The organism is Variovorax ureilyticus, assembly GCF_050632185.1.
GTDB classification, from domain to species: domain Bacteria; phylum Pseudomonadota; class Gammaproteobacteria; order Burkholderiales; family Burkholderiaceae_C; genus Variovorax; species Variovorax ureilyticus_A.
In genome coordinates, this window is record NZ_CP192579.1 from 3,210,940 (window position 1) to 3,227,435 (window position 16,496).

Sequence of the window (16,496 nt, forward strand, 5' to 3'; positions counted from 1 at the left end):
GGGCCCAAGTTTCTTGAGGTCCGGTTTTTTGTGCCTGCGCAAGCAGGGTCCGGTGCCGCCACCACACGCCACCCGCAGATCCGGTCTCCAAGCCAAGCGCCCCATCGCCGCCCGAAATCCTTCGGCAGCGACCTTTCTAAGGAGCTTGGAACTCATGCAAATCTTCGACTACGACAACATCCTGTTGCTGCCGCGCAAATGCGTGGTGGAAAGCCGCGCGGAGTGCGACGCCAGCGTCACGCTTGGCGGCCGCAGCTTCCGCATCCCGACGGTGCCCGCCAACATGAAGACGGTGGTGGACGAGCCGATCTGCACCTGGCTGGCGCAGAACGGCTACTTCTACGTGATGCACCGCTTCGACCTGGACAACTTCCAGTTCGTCAAGCGCATGCACGCGAAGGGGGTCTTCGCATCGATTTCGCTGGGTGTGAAGCAGCCGGACTACGACACGGTCGACCGGCTCGCCGACGCCGGCATGACGCCTGAATACGTGACCATCGACATCGCGCACGGCCACGCCGACAGCGTGAAGAACATGATCGGCTACCTCAAGAAGAAGCTGCCGAAGACCTTCGTGATTGCCGGCAACGTGGGAACGCCCGAAGCGGTGATCGACCTCGAGAACTGGGGCGCCGACGCAACCAAGGTCGGCATCGGCCCGGGCAAGGTGTGCATCACCAAACTCAAGACCGGCTTCGGCACCGGCGGCTGGCAGTTGTCGGCACTCAAGTGGTGTGCGCGTGTCGCGACCAAACCGATCATTGCCGATGGCGGCATCCGCGACCATGGCGACATCGCCAAGAGCATCCGCTTCGGCGCGTCGATGGTCATGATCGGCTCGATGTTCGCCGGCCACGAGGAGTCGCCCGGCAAGACGGTGGAAGTCGATGGCGAACTCTTCAAGGAGTACTACGGTTCGGCCAGCGACTTCAACAAGGGTGAATACCGCCACGTCGAGGGCAAGCGCATCCTGGAGCCGGTCAAGGGCAAGCTGGCGGATACGCTGATCGAGATGGAACAGGACATCCAGAGTTCGATCAGCTACGCGGGCGGCCGCAAGCTCCTGGACATCCGCAAGGTCAACTACGTGACCCTCGGCGGCGACAACGCGGGCGAACACCTGCTGATGTAGCGCCCACGGGGCCTGAGCGCCGGCCAGCCCGGCTCTCAGGCCTCGAGGAGTTCCATCGCCAGCGCATGGAGGCGCAGCCCCGGATCGGCCAGCGTGTCCAGCACGCTGAAATGATGGAGCCCCGGCAGCGCCTCGCAGACCGGGACCACGCCAGCGCCCCAGGCATCGCGGATCAGCCGGTTCTGACGCAGGAATTCCGCGCTCTCGTCACCGCCGGCCACTGTATAGAGCTTGCCGCGTGCGGGCGCCGGCCACAGCGCGGGACTGACCCGCAGCGAATCCGCATCCGTCAGGTTCAGTGCGGGCGCGAGGAACGGCGTGTGCTGGATCGGCCGCAGATCGAAAAGCCCCGAAATCGACAGCGCGTTGCGCACGAGGCCGGCCGGCAGGTCGGGCGCGACGGCCTTCCAGTCGCAGCCCAGGAGCATCGCCGCGAGATGGCCTCCGGCGGAATGCCCGGCCACCGTGATGCGCGAAGGATCGCCGCCGTATGCCGCGATGTTGCGCCACGTCCATTCGAGCGCATGGGCCATCTGCAGCGCGATGTCGGGGATCCCGATTGGCCGCTCGGGCGTGCCGGGGCACAGCGCATAGTTGGGCACGACCACGCAGACACCGTGGTCGTGGAACGGCCGGGCGACGAAGGAATGCTCGCTCTTGTCCAGCGCCCGCCAATAGCCGCCATGAATGAAGACCAGCACGGGCGCTCCCGGCTTCTCGGCGGGGATCACGTCGAGCGTCTCGTTCGGCCCCTCGCCGTAGCGCAGATCGACATGCACGGGCAGCGAATCGCGCAACGCGGCCGACTCAGCCGCCCATCGCTCGAAATACGCCGGATGCGCGGGCACGAGCGCGCGGTTGTTGTACATGCGGTCCAGCCAGGCGGGATCGTACGAGGGCATGGTTCTCGGTCTCCGGTCGTTGTCATGAAGAGGCGCGCATCTTGGCATGCCTCGGCCGGGCGCAAGGGCATGCGGATCCGGTTAGAATTCCAAGTGCGTTGGGGGGTAGCTCAGCTGGGAGAGCGCCGCGTTCGCAATGCGGAGGTCGGGAGTTCGATCCTCCTCCTCTCCACCAACATTGCAGTTTTCCGAATCGACGCCTCAAGCCTCACGGCCTTGGGGCGTTTTTTGCGCCTGCGTCGGTCCCGATGCCCTCGCGCCCGTCACAAAGTCGATCCTGCGCATCTATTCCGCAGCCGGCAGCCTGACTACCGCCGGCGGCGTCCAGCGGCCCTCGAGCACCGACGGCTCGGGCCAGTACACGCGGATGCAGAGCGAGAAGTCCCCCGCGCCATCGGCCGGCGCGGGCAGCCAGTTGCCCTTGTGCGCATCGTCGGGCGGTGCGGCCTGCACGAGGATCGTGAGCGATCCGTCCGCGTCGTACCGCAGCGTCGGGCTCGTGGTGCCGACCGAGAAGCGTGACAGCGCGTTCGGCGCGAAGAAATGGTGCCGGTCGTAGAGCGACAGCGACCAGAAGCCCCGCACCGGCGGCGCCTGCCCCGGCGCGAAGGTCACGGTGTAGCGGTGCGCGCTGTTGAGCCGGTGGCCGCCCGCGTCGAGGTCCTGGTAGAAGTACTTCGTCTCATTCTGCTTGTTGACGAAGATGTTCGACTTCGCCACCGCAGTGCGCATGAAATAGTCGGTGCCGAAGCACGCGCCGTTCGCGATGGTCGACCAGTGGTGCGGCAGCGGCCGGCCGAAGTTGTGGAACTGGAAGAGCGGCTCGACCAGCTCGCGCTCGGCCGCGGCGACCGCCTCGTTGAAGACGGTCTTGAGCCGCGGGTCCCTGCGCACCGCCTCCACGACCGCCAGCACCTGCGCATAGCGCGCCGACTCGCCGGGCAGCGGCCGCGCATCGGCGAGCGCGACGGGGAGCATGTCGAGGAACTTCTCCGGCCGTACCCAGCGCGTCTCGCTGCCATCGGCGCCCACTTCCTGCGTGGCGGGGCCCACCGGCACCTGCCGCCAGTCCATGAACTTCATCTGGCCGTCGAAGGCGTCCACCGGGTAGAGGCCGATCTGGTTGATGACGGCCTGCACCGCCCGCAGGTCCTCCGGCGTGTCCTCGCGAAAGACGCGCGGGATCACCACGCCGGTACTGGTCTGCGAGACGAAGACCTTCTGGATGCCCTTGGGCACCGCCCCCACCCAGTTCGGCCCCGCGAGCAGATAGAAGCCGGGCGACGTGCCGTACATGCTGCCGAGCTCGGCGAAGCTGTCGGTGCGCGAATCCAGCACCTGGATCACCCAGAAGCGGCCGCCGAAGTCCGGCACCTGCACCACCACCGGCGACAGGTCGAGCGCGACGATGGCATGCCCGATCACCACGTCGCGGTTCGGGCACGCTACTGCCCGCTGGCTGGGCGAGACATAGTCGGTGAGCATGGTGAGCGTATTGGCCGGCCCCACCGGCAGCACGCCACCGAGCAGCACCTGGTGCGGCAGCCGCGCAAAAGCGACGCGCCGGCTGCAGACGTTGATGATCGGCCAGGTCCAGAAGAAGGCGTCACGGGCGACCAGCCGCACATAGTCGTCGCTGAGCCTGCCCTGCGTGTCGGGTCCGGTGATCACGTAAGCCATCGCCATCTCCTCCTCGTTCGGGCCGGATACCTCGGGCATTTAGGGCGATCGACGGATGCGGGCGCGGCTCGTGGGCGACCGCGGTGTCGCAAGTCCCATAGCATGCGCCAAGGCGCGCGCACCCGGCACTTGTCCGATGGTGAGAAGCCGCCTGCACCTTGGTGCAAGCGCAGGCCGAGGCTCCGTCAGACGCTGCGAAGACTCAGGCGTCGAGCGTCAGATGCTGGCCGTGCAGCGCCGCCGCGGCCGGCGAGGCGAGGAAGCCGATGGTCTCTGCCGCCACGCCCGTGGAGACCCATCCGGCGGGATCTGCATTCGGCATGGCGCTGCGGTTGGCCGGCGTGTCGAGCACGCTCGGCGCGATGCTGTTGACGCGGATGCCGTGCGCAAGCAGCTCGGCAGCGGACGCCTCCACCAGCCGCTGCAGCGCGCTCTTCGACGCGATGTAGGCCGACATCGCCGCCAGGCCGCGCGACGCCGTCTTGGCGCTGACTGCGATCACGCTGCCGCTCTTTCGCTCGATCATGGAAGGCACCAGCGCCTGCGTGACCGCCACGAAAGACCAGGCATTGAGATTCATCATGCGGTCCCACGCAGCGCGGTCGAGCGCATGCACCGCGTCGCCCATCTCGAAGCCACCGGCGATGTGGATGAGCGCATCGACTTGCCTGAACGCCGCGAGGATGCCCCGCGCCGCCTGGGCCATCGACAGGGCCGAGGTCACGTCGGCCTCCACCAGAAGATGTTGCGAATTGTCCAGACCCGGAAATGCACCGGTCAGGTGCGCCATGTGATGGTCGATCAGCGCCACGCGAGCGCCCCGGTCGAGAAAGTGCTGCACCACGGCACGGCCCAGCGCGCCGGCCGCGCCGGTGATCACCACGTGACCGGGGGTGTTGGCTTCGTTCATCGCAGTCTCCTGGTTCGGGCGGGCATGGTAACGCTGGCGTCAGTCGTAACAAACCGCTCGCTGGCATCATTCGCGTTTCGTTTCGTCTGCATTGGAGAGTTGTCATGAAAGAAGTTGTCGTCGTCAGCGGGGTTCGCACCGCCATCGGTTCCTTCGGCGGAAGCCTGAAGGATGTGCCCCCACCAAGCTGGCCGCGCTGGTCACCAAGGAAGCGCTGGCGCGCGCCAAGGTCGACGGCAAGGACGTCGAGCACGTGGTCTTCGGCCACGTCATCAACACCGAGCCGCGCGACATGTACATGGGCCGCGTGGCCGCGATCGAAGGCGGCTGCGCGCACGAAACGCCCGCGTTCACCGTCAACCGCCTGTGCGGCTCGGGCCTGCAGGCCATCGTGAGCGCGGCGCAGAGCATCCAGCTCGGCGACGCCAAGGTGGCGGTCGGCGGCGGCGCCGAGAGCATGAGCCGCGCCCCTTCGCTTCGCTCACCGCGCGCTGGGGCGCCCGCATGGGCGACACCAAGATGGTCGACATGATGATCGGCGCGCTGCACGACCCGTTCCAGAACATCCACATGGGCATCACGGCCGAGAACGTCGCCAAGAAGTGGGAGATCAGCCGCGAGCAGCAGGACCAGACCGCGCTCGCCAGCCACCAGCGCGCGCAGAAGGCGATCGAGAGCGGCTACTTCAAGTCGCAGATCGTTCCGGTGCCGCTCGAAAGCCGCAAGGGTCCGTCGCACTTCGACACGGACGAGCATCCGCGCTTCGACGCCAAGATCGAGGACATGGCCAAGCTCAAGCCCGCCTTTCTGAAGGAGAACGGCACGGTCACGCCGGGCAACGCCTCGGGCCTCAACGACGCCGCGGCCGCGGTCGTGCTGATGGAGAAGGAAGAAGCCGCCCGCCGCGGCCTCAAGCCGCTGGCCCGCGTCGTGGCCTATGCCTTCGCGGGCGTGGACCCGGCGTACATGGGCATCGGCCCGGTCCCCGCTTCGCGCAAGGCGCTGGAGAAGGCCGGGCTCAAGGCATCGGACATGGACGTGGTCGAAGCCAACGAAGCCTTCGCCGCGCAGGCCTGCGCCGTCTCGAAGGACCTCGGGCTCGACGCCGCCAAGGTGAACCCCAACGGCTCGGGCATTTCGCTCGGCCATCCGATCGGCGCGACCGGTGCGCTCATCACCGTCAAGGCGCTGTACGAGCTGGAACGCATCCAGGGCCGCTACGCGCTCGTGACCATGTGCATCGGCGGCGGCCAGGGCATCGCGTGCATCTTTGAACGGGTCTGAGGCGAAACCTGCCAAATTTATGGCTATAATCGTTGGATTGCCTGAAACGACACGTCAAATGTCGTCACTCAGGGGCTCTTAGCTCAGTTGGTAGAGCAGCGGACTCTTAATCCGTAGGTCGAGTGTTCGAGTCACTCAGGGCCCACCAACATAAAGAGCACGTAAGTGCTTGATTTCAAAGGCCTCCCTCGCGGAGGCCTTTGTCTTTTCCGGCTCCGGCACGGCTTTCGCGCGCATTTGATAGCGCGGTTGATAGCGCTGCTCATGCGGTTCGGTCCGGACGGTCAAGGCGTACCCCTGCGCCTGGCTGCGGTCGAGGACGCCATGCTTCGGCACTGCGCGCCATAGGCCACCGCGACCGTCCTTTGGGCCGCTCACACGCTTTCGAGTGCGCCGTGGCTAAAAGTTTTCCGCTTCACGCGTCATCCCCTCAACTCTCGGAGATGACCGATGACAACGACGCAGACACGGACCACCACTCGCCAGACGGCGCAGGGCAACACCCTGAAGTCGGGAGCCCGCCATGGCTAACCCGGCAAAACCCTTCCCGTACCGCGGCAGATGGCGCATCCAGGTGACCCTGAAGAATGGCACTCGCCCCTTCAAGGACTTTGACCAGCACGACCTTGCCAAGAAGTGGGCCACCAAGATACTCGCCGAGGCCAACACCGAGCATGGGCCGGTCCTCGGCGGCCCCAAAGTCGCCACCCTCGCGCAAGCGCTCGACCACTATGCGCGGCAGTACTCCATCACCAAGGGCGGCGTCGACGCGGAGCTCAATCGCATCAATCACTACCTCGAGGCAGTGAACATGCCGTTGCTCAAGGCCGTGCGCAACGACCTGGGCGGCCGGGAAATCGCCGAGCACCATCGCAAGGCGTTGCCCGACGGTTGGCAGCGGCACAACGACGCTCGTCGTGCCAAGCGCGAGCGCACGTACACGACCATCGCGCAACTCGCCGGCAAGCGCTGCAGCGCCATCTCCCCGGCTGACATTCGGCGGTTCTCCACCGCGATGCAGACCGAAGGATTGTCGGACAGCACCATCCAGAAAGAAATCGCGATGCTCAAGGTGGTTTTCAACACCGCCATCAAGGAGTGGTCCTGGAGCGACTTTGAGAACCCCTGCAACCCCATCAAGCTGGGGAAATCCGAGCGTCGCTTCGTCGCGCTTTCGGAGGCGCAAAAGCAGGCGCTCTCCGACGCGCTGCTGGAATGCGACAACCCGTACTTCCTTCCTCTGGTCGCCATGGCCAAGGAGTCGACGTTGCGCAAAGGCACCCTGCTGGCCATGCGCTGGGACCAACTCGATGTCGCCAACCGCAACGGCATGCTCAAGACGAAGACGGGCCAGCAGAACTACAAGATGTCACTGGGCGTGCAGCAAATCCTGGCGAACGTGCCCCGCCACCCCTCCGGGAAGGTGTTTCCGCTGAGCGCCAACGCCGTCAAGATGAATTGGACACGCGTGCGGCAAAGAGCCAACCTTCTCGCGCTGCAGTTCAGAGACCTTCGCCACCTGGGCGCGACCGACTGGGTGCGCCGTGGCCTTGGCGCGCACGAGCTCAAGCAGGTGCTGGGACACACGACGATTCAGACGGCCGAGTTCTACGTGGACCTTGCCGGCGGCGACATGCAGGAAGTCCTGGATGCGGCCTCGAAGAATGGCGGCGTATGGCAAGCCCCGGCGACGACCACCAATCCGGAGGCCGGCGACCGAATCAGCGCCAAGCGCGCCGAGCGGATGGCGCACGTGACGGAACAGCGCATGGCCAAGCGGCGAGGGACGCAGGTGTCGGTCGAGGCTCGAGCCGACAACCCGGAAGCGGCATCGACAGCGTCCGCCAAGACTGCTGAGACGACCCGCCCGCACACGGGGTCGACAGACCCCCTCCACGAGGAGCGGTTGCATGTCATCCAGGCTGCATGGGGCGTTGTCCCGGCACGTGACGAGCCGAAAGCCTCGGCCAGAGATTCCCTCGCGCCGGCGCAGAACTCGAACGTTCTTGCCTTCAGGCCGCGCAAGCGGGCCTGAAGCTGCAGGCGCAGACGCGCCCTTCAAGCCCACATGGCTCGTGCCATGTGGGCTTTTTGCGCTGCGCTCGTCCGGAGCCCGGTGCCCTGAGCTGGAGCCTCTCTCGGCACCTAAAGCGCATGGCCTCCTGAACGCATAAATGAGCTCGCTTCACTGGGTCTCACCCACTCCGGACCCATGACCATGAACGACGATATCCATCTCCTCACCAAACAAGACGTCTGCGGCCTGCTGGACGTCAGCGAACGCACCCTGGAAAAGCTCGTCTCCCAATGCAAGTTCCCGCCGGGACTTCTTTTGGGAAAGCATAAGAAGTGGGCGGCTCCGGTCGTCCACCGCTGGCTTCGCGAAGCGCTGGCCAATCAGATGAACTGGGAGCCTCCCAAGCGCCGACGCGCCGCCCGTGCAGCTTCCATCGACCGCGCGGGAACCAACGACGGGCAGCCGTTGATTGCTGCGGCCTGATACGCCCGAGACCCACCTTCCGAATCACCGCATTCCTCCCAGTCGCAAGCAACCTATGACCATCTACGAAATCACCATCGACACCCAAGCTTTCAAGAACCTGGACAACAGCGACGCACCGCTCTTCGAGCAATGGCAAGGCCAGATGGGCAACGCCTATCTGCTGCTCGACGAGGATGGTGTGTGCACTTTGGAAACCCGCGCTCCCTGGGAAAACCTATCCCCTGCCGCCGAGTGGCACGGCCGCACCCAGATGTGGGCACTGCCGGCGAACGCTTCCGGCGTCGCATTGCACACCCTGCTCACAGATGAGGACACCATCGAACTGCTGCAACGGGTGTACGACGGTCACAGCATCGATTGGGATGGCAACAACTACGCCGGCATGCTTGACGACGACGCCACCGAGGCCTACGACGAGTTGGAAAGGCTGTTCGCGACGCTGGGCGGAGATTTCGCGGACTTTGGAGCCTGTTGGCCGGTCTGGTCGACGGACGAGTGGCTCGCCATGTCCGATTTGAGCGAGTTGTGGCCGGCAGGAAAGACCTTGGCCCAAGCCGTCGCCGCCATCCTCAAGCAAGCGCGCGACGAGCGCGTTATTTGCGGAGATTCGGATGACGTCGAGGCCGAACTGCTCGAGCGGTTGCAACATAAGCTGGACCACGACGACAAATTCGAACCCACTGCAGAGCAGCGTGCGGCGCTCGACGACTAGGACGGTTTTCACCAGCGAGCGAACGAGCGAGCGGCTTCATGCCGGCCACTACATTGGCCCCCGATGAAGCCGCAACGAAGCAGGCAGCCTGTTCGTACAGCCAACAGCGAACAGGCCGGGCCGCCGCCCCCCACGCGCCGACCCCGCGCACCACAGGCGTTCAACGCCATCGCAGGCATCCCGGTCAGCGCCTATCCGGGCCTCGACCTGCCACACCCCTTGGAACTCTTTGGCAAAGAGCTCAAGGTGCATGTCTCGACCCATTTCACTTTCAATCCCGACACCATCTCAAGGGCGGTGGCTGACGTGAGCCTCGATGCGGGCATGCGCAAGTGGGCCGACCTCGCGCACCAAAGGCTGCGCCAAGTCGCCTACGTTGCAGCCGGGAAGCACCGACCGTCCAAGACAACCAGAAGTCTGATTGCGCGGCACTTGGCGCCGGCCGCGCCGACGGACGTCACTTTAGGAGCGCTCGCCGCACACGACGAACGCGTTCACCCCAGGTCGGGCTGGCAAACGGTCCTCGACGGACTACAAAACGGTTCGGACGAAGCATTGAAAGACGTCTGCAGATGCCTGGCCGCCTGCGACGCCCACGCACTGCACGTCCGCGCCCTCGCCGTTGCCCGGAAGCCCGACGCGGCAATAGCGCATGTCGCCGCGCTCCTCGAAGCCGACGTCGCCGCGTGGGTGGAGCTCAATCCGTCGCTGCACGTGATGCTGTACGCGCTGGTAGAGGTTGCGCTCAAAACCGTCGCCTGGCTCGAATGCCGCTCCTCGAACCCTCAAGCGAGCCCGCCTCCCGAGACATCCCTCGACGGCTTGCTGCTGCCTGGACATCGTCCCATCGGACACTGGCTCTCGGAAGTTTGCGACGCCTCTGATTGCCGCAATCTCGGGGAGCTGAGCGCCAAACTCGAGTGGCGGTCGACGTATGGCAAAGGCCCCATTGCGCACGACCTGCTACGCAAATGGTCGAGCTGCAGACGAACCGTGATGCCGGCGGCTGCCCTCGGGCCGGTGCTCGGGGCGGTCCGGTTGCCAACCGGCGCTCCAGCCCTCCGGAGCCGCTTCTATGCCGCGCGGCTGCTGACGTTCCTGTGTGCCCTGCTGCGTGCCGGCACCGACGGTCCGAGGCCCGGTTGGGATGAGGTTCAGGCTCAGCTGCGAAGCCGATATGCGCAGGCGTACCGGCTCCAGGCTGCTCAGCCCCCGGCAAAGGACGACACCACGTCTTCCTAGCGCGACTTGTTGCCGCCCTGGCGCGCCTGTCTTTGCTGCACCACGCGGTCGGCGCGGGCTCCGAATCCTCCCGCGGGAATCTTGCCGTTGTTGTTCTTGGCCTCGTGGACGCGGATGCGGTCCGCGGCTTCTCGGGTCATCGGGGTCTGCTTGGGCTGGGTCATCAGTACTCCTCGTCAATGTGCGCCACAACGGTGTGGCATCGAGGAGTGTTTGCCAGCGTGCCCGGGGAACTGTGCACTTTCTCGGAAAAGTTGATGAAGCGCGCCAGCGTTAGCTCTCCTGACCTCAGTGCTCGAGGCATTTGGGACCGAGCTCCGTTGCGCGATTTCGTCGACAAAATCGAAGCGACTACGCGACGAAATGGGCTGCACGCGACAACGAAAAGAGCCCGCACGAATGCGGGCTCGAAGTATCAAACATTAAATAGGTTCGGGGGCGCGCCCTTACCTGACGGAAAATCCCGCCTTGGCGAGAGCGATGCGAACATGGTCGCAGGCTCGCAGCATCGTCCGTGCCTCTCGGTCGTCGACCGAGAGGTCCCGGGCGTCGCGCCAGGACAAGCGCTTGCATAGCTCCGCCATTGCGTAGGCCTCGTCCTCGGGCAGGTTCAGGTCAATGGGTATGTTGGTATCCATGGTGATGTTCCTCAAATGAGTTGAAGGTGGTGGGACAACGTATAGGCACCTCCCAGCTGACCATGCACCGCGAGCCTTTTAGAGCCGAGCGAAGCAAATCAGCGAGGTAGTTGGCGTGAGCCATCAGCCTGTGTCACCCCCTCCTTCTTGCTGCCCCTCGGGCTCGGCGCCGCGAACCCGAGTGTCCGCAGATGTCGCGTGATGGTCGCGTAACTGCCGCGGTTGCCCAGCTGCAGTCGGACATTTACGGGGCCTACCCGCCTCCCCTGCGTGAGCAAGGCAATGCAGGCCTCACGTACTTGTTCCAATGTGATGTAGGTCTGTCCTTTTGATTCCGTCATCGATGGCCTTTGCAATGCAGACCTCGTCTGCATCACGTGTAGCCATCACTCGATGACGCGCCCATCGCGGGGTGTAATCGAAATTGCTTGCCTGCCTGCTTGCCCTCTGAAAACATCCAGCGATGCAGCCATCGCTCAGAGCCCAACCGGCGCAATCACTGTCGGGCGAGACCCGACCCGTTCGCTACTCCAGCGACATTGCGAGGCCCGACAACGCTGGCAGGGAAATGGCGTGAATCCCCTCAGAAAACTCAGGCCCAGGCGCCCGAACTTCATCGACCTACTCATGCAGCATTCCGCGACGTTCATTCGCACTGAGCCCAACGAGCGCGTAGAGGCCGTTTCGAACGCTCGTGAGTTTCTGGACATGTTGGCCACGGGCGCACTCCGTGAAGTCTCGCTCGACCTGCTCGAGACGCACGCAAAGCGGCTCCTGGAGCACTACCCGAGTGCCCAGGACCTGAAGCAAGTTGCAAAGGCGTTGCCTCATGAGTGGGGGCCGCACAGATACCAAGTTTCTCCCGAACGACCGCCGCATCAACCAACCCGATGAACGAATCCAAAGAGCCGTTGGCGGCCGGGCAAGCCCTCGTCGCGAACGCACCCTCGGTCTCGGCGGTTCCTCAAGAGGCTGGCTCCCGACCCAGACCCATTCTGTTTCTGGACATCGATGACGTACTCGTCATCGACACGGCCTACGGCGGCTATGACGTCGCACAAGCCCGCCTCGCCGCCGGCGAGGGGACATTGACTGGAGCGCTGATTTCTGGGACACGCTCTTCGACCCCTGGCCTGCTCGCTTCTCGCGCGCTTGGACCAGACTTTTCGGCCGCTGTACGTCCTGACCACATCGTGGTGGTGGATTCTCGACGACGAGACCTTGCGTCAAGTCCTTGAACGGGTAGGGCTTGGCTTTGTCGTCGAAAACCTGCATGAGGACTGCGCAACGCCAAAAGGTCCGAAGCCGGACCTGCGTTGGAACGAGATTTGCGCATGGCTTGGGGCGCATCCCGAAGCGAAGGACGACTGGGTCGTGCTGGACGACTATTTGTCCGGTACCGGCCTCGTCAGAGCCCATCCGCCGGACAGTCGTGAGATAGCCCCCTGATTCTCCGGTCCCGTCCTATCGCTTATCTTTCAGATAGGAATAGGACTATGAATACGACTAGGCATACGGAGTCGGTAGAGGTGATTTTGAAAGACCAGCGCCGCAGGCGCTGGTCCCTCCCGGAGAAAGCAGCGCTCGTGCGGCGCACCTACGAGCCGGGCATGAGTGTTTCCCTCGTGGCCCGACAGGAAGGCGTGGCTGCCAGCCTGCTGTTCCAGTGGCGCAAGCTCGAGCGGCAAGGGGCATTGACGGCCGTCTCTGCAGGCGAAGCGGTGGTGCCGGCATCCGAACTCGCAGCCGCCCGTGCGGAAATCGCCAAGCTGCAGCGCGTGCTGGGTAAGAAGACCTTGGAGAACGAAATCCTCAAGGAAGCCGTGGAGTACGCCGCGGAAAAAAGTGGATTGCGCGCTCGCCCTTGTTGCCCGGGGAAGACCAGTGAAGACGGTCTGCCGGACGATGGGGTTGGCGCGCTCGCATATGCGCGACCTGCTGGGACGCGACGAGGACTGGAAGGACGGGCGCGCGCATCGCACGCCCAGCGACGATGCCGGCTTGTTGGCCGAGTTGCGGCAGGAGATTGCCGAGTTGCCGAGCTATGGCTACCGGCGTGCCTGCGCCCTGGTGAACCGCCAGCGCGTGGCCAGGGGCGATGCTCGGGTCAATGCCAAGCGCGTCTATCGTGTGATGGCGCAGGCCGGGCTGCTATTGCCCAAGGCGCCGCGACGACGCCAGTCGGCCCGCACGCACGAAGGCCGCGTGGCTGTGGCGCGCAGCGACCTGCGCTGGTGCTCCGATGGCCTGGAAATCAAATGCGACTCGGGCCAGACGGTGACGGCCACCTTCGCCAAAGACTGCTGCGACCGGGAGGTGATGGCATGGCGGGCCTGGGAAGGTAAGGGACTGCCGGGCGAACCGGTGCGCGAGATGCTTATCGAAGCGGTGGAGCGGCGCTTCGGGGCGGTGGAGGCGCTCCCGGCGGGGCATCGGCTGGAGTTCCTGAGCGACAACGGCGGGGCCTACATCGCGGCGGACACGCGGGCGCTGGCACGTTCGCTGGGCCTGACGCCTATCAACACACCGGTGTGCAGCCCGCAGAGCAATGGCATGGCCGAGAGCTTCGTCAACACCTTCAAACGCGACTACGTGGCGCGCATGGACCTGCGTGACGCACAGACCGTGTTGTCGCAGTTGCCGGCCGCCTTCGAGCACTTCAACGAGGTGCATCCGCACTCATCGCTGAAAATGCGCTCGCCTCGGGAGTTCAGGCGGCAACAGGCCGCACGCGCGCGCCAGGTGCCATCAACAGACCAGGCGCTTTATTGCGAATAGGACGGGGCCGGGAATACAGGGGCAACATCAGTCGAGCGTTCATCGTCCTTTGCGCCCCAGGTCTCGGGCTCACCGATATCGAATACGACATGCTGCAAGCCGCATTTCGGCTACGCCTGGCGGCCCGGGAGCTTCGACATGACGACGACGTCCTCTGAGAGCCGCGGTTCGCGCCCGCCAGCGGGCAGAGACGAGCTTCTCATCTACTTGGACTTCGATGGTGTCGCACACCATCACGAAGTCTGGTGGCATCCGCGCCGAGGCGCATACATCAAAGCGGACCCCAGCTTCGTGCTATTCCAACACACTGCACTACTCGTTGATGTCCTCGTCCCGTACCCCTCCGTTCGCATCGTCCTGTCGACCAGCTGGGTGCGCCACTATTCCTACTCCAAGGCAGTGCGCCGGCTGCCAGACGCTCTGCGCAAGCGCGTCGTCGGTGCCACGTACCATCGCGAGATGAATGCCAGCTCGTTCGATGCGAAGCCCCGAGGCATCCAAGTCCTGGAAGATGTTCAGCGCCGCCAACCGCGGGATTGGCTGGCCATCGACGACGACGACGAGGGCTGGCCCGACTGTTGTCGCAGCAAACTCGTGCGGTCCCACGCGGAAATGGGTATCAGCGACCCCGACGTTCTTCGGGAGCTCAGGGAAAAGCTGGCGGCGATGCATACCGGCGCAGGGGCGGGTTGATGACCGTCCCTAGCGAGCACACGCGAGCCGTCATCGAAACTCGCCGTCTGTTAGAACAATTGGCCCATGGCCACGCACACCTGAGCGATGCGCAACTGAGGGAACATGCCATGCGCTTGTTGCGGCACTATCCGAACATCGCTGATATGCGACTCACGCCGACGCGCTCCCGCTTTGGTGGTCGTATCCCGAGTCGTTCCGTGACTGCGAACAACGTAGCGAAAGATAGGCGCGATGCGGCCTGAGCTCGTTCGCAAATCGCGAAGACTCGCCCAAGTTCTACGGCATAGCCCGGCCCGCTGGGGGCTGACGCTGGACCCGCAGGGATGGTGCCATGTCGCCGATTTGACGAGGGGCGCAGAAGCGCACGGTGAACCTGTTTCGCTGGATGAGCTCCTGGAGATTGTCGCGACCAACGACAAGCGGCGCTTCGTGCTATCAACTGATGGCGGCCGCATTCGAGCGGCGCAGGGTCATTCAGTTCCTGTTGAACTTCGACTGCTCGACATTCCGCCACCGTCAGTTCTCTATCACGGCACCGTTCGAAAGCACGTTGCTGCGATTCTCAGAGACGGCTTGCTGCCAATGACAAGGCATGCAGTGCACCTGTCTGCCACCAAAGAGACCGCGCTCTCGGTCGGCGGTCGGCGCGGGCCGGCGGTCGTGCTCGTGGTCGACAGTCACTCAATGCATCGCGACGGCCGGAAATTTCAGCTCTCGGAGAACGGAGTGTGGCTGACCGACTTCGTACCGCCGCGGTACCTCCGGCATTCATGACGTCGCAACACCACGGGAGGTGTAGTGGAGGCATTCGGCAATGAGCTCAGAACTAGCCGCCCGGAAAGAGCGCTACCTGCGCATTGCAAGTGACCTAATGCGCGATGCGCGGTCTCCGTGGACAAGCGAGATGAATCGACCGCTCGTGATGTTCGATGCTGCCTACTACGCGTTGCTATCAGCTCTGCACCCAGACGTCATCCGCCGGGTGCATGACCATCCTTGCGCTGAACTGGCGGCAATGGGAGCCCGCGCACTCGGTTTGTGTCGCGACGATGTGGAGTTCGCCGCCACACTCGCCGAGCGTCGATATGCCGCCGATGCGCATCTCAGCGGTCCGGCCACGCTGCACTGGGCGCAGCGTGCCATCACCGCGGCAAGCAGCAACGGCGGAGGTTGATGTGCGGGAGCGGCAGTCCGGAACATGGCTCGGCGTCGACTTCCAGGTGCTCTTCATCGTCGATGAGATGACCTTTCGGAAATTCGCCGTGCTACTGGATGTTCCCCTGCCGCCAAATGCTGGGCTGCATCGGCTGATGGCGGTGCCGGCCTCCGTGGCCGTCCGCTCATCCTGCCGCTGCGGAGTCCTTCGCGTCCCGCGCTTGAGTTGTTGAGTTGTTACCTCCGTTACCCTGTTACCAGTGCCGCGAATAGCCATGGGCGACCTGCCGGTCGAGCACGGGCCCTCCGATTGACGACAAAGTTCAAGTCGGCTCCTGGGCAGCTATCTGTTGACTTCTTCGAGGAACTCCCATGTCAATCCGCGCAAGTGATGTAGTGCCGCTCAGCGAGGCGCGCGCCCGACTGGCCGAACTGGCCGATGACGTCGTCCTTCGTGGGAACGAAAAGCTGCTGACAAGGAACGGGGTCGGCTATGTAGCGCTCGTGGATGCGCGCAGACTGGACTACTACCACGCTTTGGAAGCCGAGCATGCGAACCTGGTGCTGGTCGGCGAAGCCCTGGAAGGACTCGCGGACCTTGCCGCCGGGCGGATTGTGGACGAACGGGAGCTCGATAGAGCACTCGGGGTTACGCCGACCGGCAAACTGCGCTGAAAGACATGACGGCCGGCTGCGCGGCATGCCGCGACCACGGCATGTTGTCCGGTCTGAAGCGCGATAGATGTCCGGGTAGTGCCCATTCCCTCCTTGCGCGAGCGGCTGCTTTCGGCTGCGTCGACCGGCCGGTGTGTGCTCCAAAGCGGAACTAGCAACTCCTCGAAAGCGGACCTCCCGTTGGCACGC

General features: G+C 64.5%; 19 protein-coding genes, 2 tRNA genes and 1 pseudogene. 16 read left to right on the top strand and 6 right to left on the bottom strand.

What is annotated here, in order from left to right; genetic code table 11:
* Window positions 1–154 precede the first annotated feature (154 nt).
* Window positions 155–1,132 carry a GMP reductase gene (locus ACQ858_RS15830; RefSeq protein WP_431273633.1) on the top strand — a complete coding sequence of 326 codons (978 nt, stop codon included), beginning with the start codon at window positions 155–157 and terminating at the stop codon, window positions 1,130–1,132.
* Between the two features lie 35 nt (window positions 1,133–1,167).
* Here the strand turns inward: ACQ858_RS15830 and ACQ858_RS15835 are convergent, their stop codons facing one another.
* The gene (locus ACQ858_RS15835) at window positions 1,168–2,034 is read right to left on the bottom strand and encodes an alpha/beta hydrolase (protein WP_431273634.1); all 867 of its coding nucleotides are present in this window, start codon (window positions 2,032–2,034) and stop codon (window positions 1,168–1,170) included.
* A 100-nt stretch (window positions 2,035–2,134) separates the two neighbouring features.
* Between ACQ858_RS15835 and ACQ858_RS15840 the strand changes: the two genes are divergently transcribed.
* Window positions 2,135–2,209 (top strand) — tRNA-Ala (locus ACQ858_RS15840).
* Between the two features lie 110 nt (window positions 2,210–2,319).
* Here ACQ858_RS15840 and ACQ858_RS15845 read toward each other — a convergent pair.
* Together ACQ858_RS15845 and ACQ858_RS15850 are read right to left on the bottom strand one after the other, a co-directional pair.
* The gene (locus ACQ858_RS15845) at window positions 2,320–3,714 is read right to left on the bottom strand and encodes a DUF1254 domain-containing protein (protein WP_431273635.1); all 1,395 of its coding nucleotides are present in this window, start codon (window positions 3,712–3,714) and stop codon (window positions 2,320–2,322) included.
* Window positions 3,715–3,916: 202 nt separating this feature from the next.
* Window positions 3,917–4,624: an SDR family NAD(P)-dependent oxidoreductase gene (locus ACQ858_RS15850; RefSeq protein WP_431273636.1), complete on the bottom strand. Its 708-nt coding sequence runs from the start codon at window positions 4,622–4,624 to the stop codon at window positions 3,917–3,919.
* 104 nt (window positions 4,625–4,728) lie between these two features.
* Between ACQ858_RS15850 and bktB the strand changes: the two are divergent.
* From bktB to ACQ858_RS15880, 6 genes and pseudogenes are all read left to right on the top strand, one after another.
* Window positions 4,729–5,908, top strand: a pseudogene (gene bktB / locus ACQ858_RS15855) (beta-ketothiolase BktB).
* A 72-nt stretch (window positions 5,909–5,980) separates the two neighbouring features.
* Window positions 5,981–6,056, top strand: a tRNA-Lys gene (locus tag ACQ858_RS15860).
* 375 nt (window positions 6,057–6,431) lie between these two features.
* Window positions 6,432–7,943, top strand: coding sequence for a tyrosine-type recombinase/integrase (locus tag ACQ858_RS15865; protein WP_431273637.1), 1,512 nt, complete (start codon window positions 6,432–6,434; stop codon window positions 7,941–7,943).
* A gap of 183 nt (window positions 7,944–8,126) precedes the next feature.
* Window positions 8,127–8,408 (top strand): helix-turn-helix transcriptional regulator, encoded by a 282-nt coding sequence (locus ACQ858_RS15870; protein ID WP_431273638.1) that lies wholly within the window; start codon window positions 8,127–8,129, stop codon window positions 8,406–8,408.
* A gap of 55 nt (window positions 8,409–8,463) precedes the next feature.
* A complete protein-coding gene (locus tag ACQ858_RS15875; protein ID WP_431273639.1) occupies window positions 8,464–9,123 on the top strand; it encodes a hypothetical protein in 660 nt (219 codons plus the stop codon).
* A gap of 63 nt (window positions 9,124–9,186) precedes the next feature.
* The gene (locus tag ACQ858_RS15880; RefSeq protein WP_431273640.1) at window positions 9,187–10,365 is read left to right on the top strand and encodes a hypothetical protein; all 1,179 of its coding nucleotides are present in this window, start codon (window positions 9,187–9,189) and stop codon (window positions 10,363–10,365) included.
* Here ACQ858_RS15880 and ACQ858_RS15885 read toward each other — a convergent pair.
* From ACQ858_RS15885 to ACQ858_RS15895, 3 genes are all read right to left on the bottom strand, one after another.
* Entirely contained in the window at window positions 10,362–10,529 is a 168-nt protein-coding gene (locus ACQ858_RS15885) for a hypothetical protein (protein ID WP_431273641.1), read from the bottom strand. The genes ACQ858_RS15880 and ACQ858_RS15885 overlap by 4 nt on opposite strands.
* Before the next feature lie 282 nt (window positions 10,530–10,811).
* Window positions 10,812–11,003 carry a DUF7706 family protein gene (locus ACQ858_RS15890; protein WP_431273642.1) on the bottom strand — a complete coding sequence of 64 codons (192 nt, stop codon included), beginning with the start codon at window positions 11,001–11,003 and terminating at the stop codon, window positions 10,812–10,814.
* 98 nt (window positions 11,004–11,101) lie between these two features.
* Complete coding sequence (locus ACQ858_RS15895) at window positions 11,102–11,377, bottom strand: DNA-binding protein (protein ID WP_431273643.1); 276 nt, start codon at window positions 11,375–11,377, stop codon at window positions 11,102–11,104.
* A gap of 334 nt (window positions 11,378–11,711) precedes the next feature.
* On the opposite strand from ACQ858_RS15895, the gene ACQ858_RS15900 reads away from it, so the two are divergent.
* The 8 genes from ACQ858_RS15900 (at window position 11,712) to ACQ858_RS15935 (ending at window position 16,307) form a co-directional block, all read left to right on the top strand.
* On the top strand, window positions 11,712–11,897 hold the full coding sequence (locus ACQ858_RS15900) for a hypothetical protein (RefSeq protein WP_431276878.1): 186 nt from the start codon (window positions 11,712–11,714) through the stop codon (window positions 11,895–11,897).
* Window positions 11,898–12,155: 258 nt separating this feature from the next.
* The gene (locus ACQ858_RS15905; protein WP_431273644.1) at window positions 12,156–12,452 is read left to right on the top strand and encodes an HAD domain-containing protein; all 297 of its coding nucleotides are present in this window, start codon (window positions 12,156–12,158) and stop codon (window positions 12,450–12,452) included.
* Window positions 12,453–12,499: 47 nt separating this feature from the next.
* A protein-coding gene (locus ACQ858_RS15910) for an IS3 family transposase (protein WP_431273081.1) occupies window positions 12,500–13,781 on the top strand; the annotation gives its coding sequence in 2 pieces (ribosomal slippage) (window positions 12,500–12,840 and window positions 12,839–13,781; 1,284 coding nt in all).
* Between the two features lie 138 nt (window positions 13,782–13,919).
* Window positions 13,920–14,474, top strand: a complete 555-nt coding sequence (locus ACQ858_RS15915; protein WP_431273645.1) for an HAD domain-containing protein — start codon at window positions 13,920–13,922, stop codon at window positions 14,472–14,474.
* A complete protein-coding gene (locus ACQ858_RS15920; protein WP_431273646.1) occupies window positions 14,474–14,719 on the top strand; it encodes a BPSL0761 family protein in 246 nt (81 codons plus the stop codon). Before ACQ858_RS15915 ends, ACQ858_RS15920 begins: the two co-directional genes overlap by 1 nt.
* Complete coding sequence (locus ACQ858_RS15925; RefSeq protein ID WP_431273647.1) at window positions 14,709–15,251, top strand: RNA 2'-phosphotransferase; 543 nt, start codon at window positions 14,709–14,711, stop codon at window positions 15,249–15,251. The genes ACQ858_RS15920 and ACQ858_RS15925 overlap by 11 nt, the downstream gene beginning before the upstream one ends.
* A gap of 130 nt (window positions 15,252–15,381) precedes the next feature.
* Window positions 15,382–15,651 (top strand): hypothetical protein, encoded by a 270-nt coding sequence (locus tag ACQ858_RS15930; protein WP_431273648.1) that lies wholly within the window; start codon window positions 15,382–15,384, stop codon window positions 15,649–15,651.
* A 353-nt stretch (window positions 15,652–16,004) separates the two neighbouring features.
* On the top strand, window positions 16,005–16,307 hold the full coding sequence (locus ACQ858_RS15935; protein WP_431273649.1) for a type II toxin-antitoxin system Phd/YefM family antitoxin: 303 nt from the start codon (window positions 16,005–16,007) through the stop codon (window positions 16,305–16,307).
* Window positions 16,308–16,496: the final 189 nt, after the last annotated feature.

Excerpts from the sequence above, each read along its gene's own strand:
- ACQ858_RS15890 (WP_431273642.1), bottom strand. The coding sequence starts at position 11,003 with ATGGATACCAACATACCCATTGACCTGAACCTGCCCGAGGACGAGGCC.
- ACQ858_RS15835 (WP_431273634.1), bottom strand. The coding sequence starts at position 2,034 with ATGCCCTCGTACGATCCCGCCTGGCTGGACCGCATGTACAACAACCGC.
- ACQ858_RS15845 (WP_431273635.1), bottom strand. The coding sequence starts at position 3,714 with ATGGCTTACGTGATCACCGGACCCGACACGCAGGGCAGGCTCAGCGAC.
- ACQ858_RS15865 (WP_431273637.1), top strand. The coding sequence starts at position 6,432 with ATGGCTAACCCGGCAAAACCCTTCCCGTACCGCGGCAGATGGCGCATC.
- ACQ858_RS15915 (WP_431273645.1), top strand. The coding sequence starts at position 13,920 with ATGACGACGACGTCCTCTGAGAGCCGCGGTTCGCGCCCGCCAGCGGGC.
- ACQ858_RS15930 (WP_431273648.1), top strand. The coding sequence starts at position 15,382 with ATGAATCGACCGCTCGTGATGTTCGATGCTGCCTACTACGCGTTGCTA.
- ACQ858_RS15880 (WP_431273640.1), top strand. The coding sequence starts at position 9,187 with ATGAAGCCGCAACGAAGCAGGCAGCCTGTTCGTACAGCCAACAGCGAA.
- ACQ858_RS15850 (WP_431273636.1), bottom strand. The coding sequence starts at position 4,624 with ATGAACGAAGCCAACACCCCCGGTCACGTGGTGATCACCGGCGCGGCC.
- ACQ858_RS15925 (WP_431273647.1), top strand. The coding sequence starts at position 14,709 with ATGCGGCCTGAGCTCGTTCGCAAATCGCGAAGACTCGCCCAAGTTCTA.
- ACQ858_RS15895 (WP_431273643.1), bottom strand. The coding sequence starts at position 11,377 with ATGCAGACGAGGTCTGCATTGCAAAGGCCATCGATGACGGAATCAAAA.
- ACQ858_RS15920 (WP_431273646.1), top strand. The coding sequence starts at position 14,474 with ATGACCGTCCCTAGCGAGCACACGCGAGCCGTCATCGAAACTCGCCGT.
- ACQ858_RS15900 (WP_431276878.1), top strand. The coding sequence starts at position 11,712 with ATGTTGGCCACGGGCGCACTCCGTGAAGTCTCGCTCGACCTGCTCGAG.
- ACQ858_RS15830 (WP_431273633.1), top strand. The coding sequence starts at position 155 with ATGCAAATCTTCGACTACGACAACATCCTGTTGCTGCCGCGCAAATGC.
- ACQ858_RS15870 (WP_431273638.1), top strand. The coding sequence starts at position 8,127 with ATGAACGACGATATCCATCTCCTCACCAAACAAGACGTCTGCGGCCTG.
- ACQ858_RS15885 (WP_431273641.1), bottom strand. The coding sequence starts at position 10,529 with ATGACCCAGCCCAAGCAGACCCCGATGACCCGAGAAGCCGCGGACCGC.
- ACQ858_RS15935 (WP_431273649.1), top strand. The coding sequence starts at position 16,005 with ATGTCAATCCGCGCAAGTGATGTAGTGCCGCTCAGCGAGGCGCGCGCC.
- ACQ858_RS15875 (WP_431273639.1), top strand. The coding sequence starts at position 8,464 with ATGACCATCTACGAAATCACCATCGACACCCAAGCTTTCAAGAACCTG.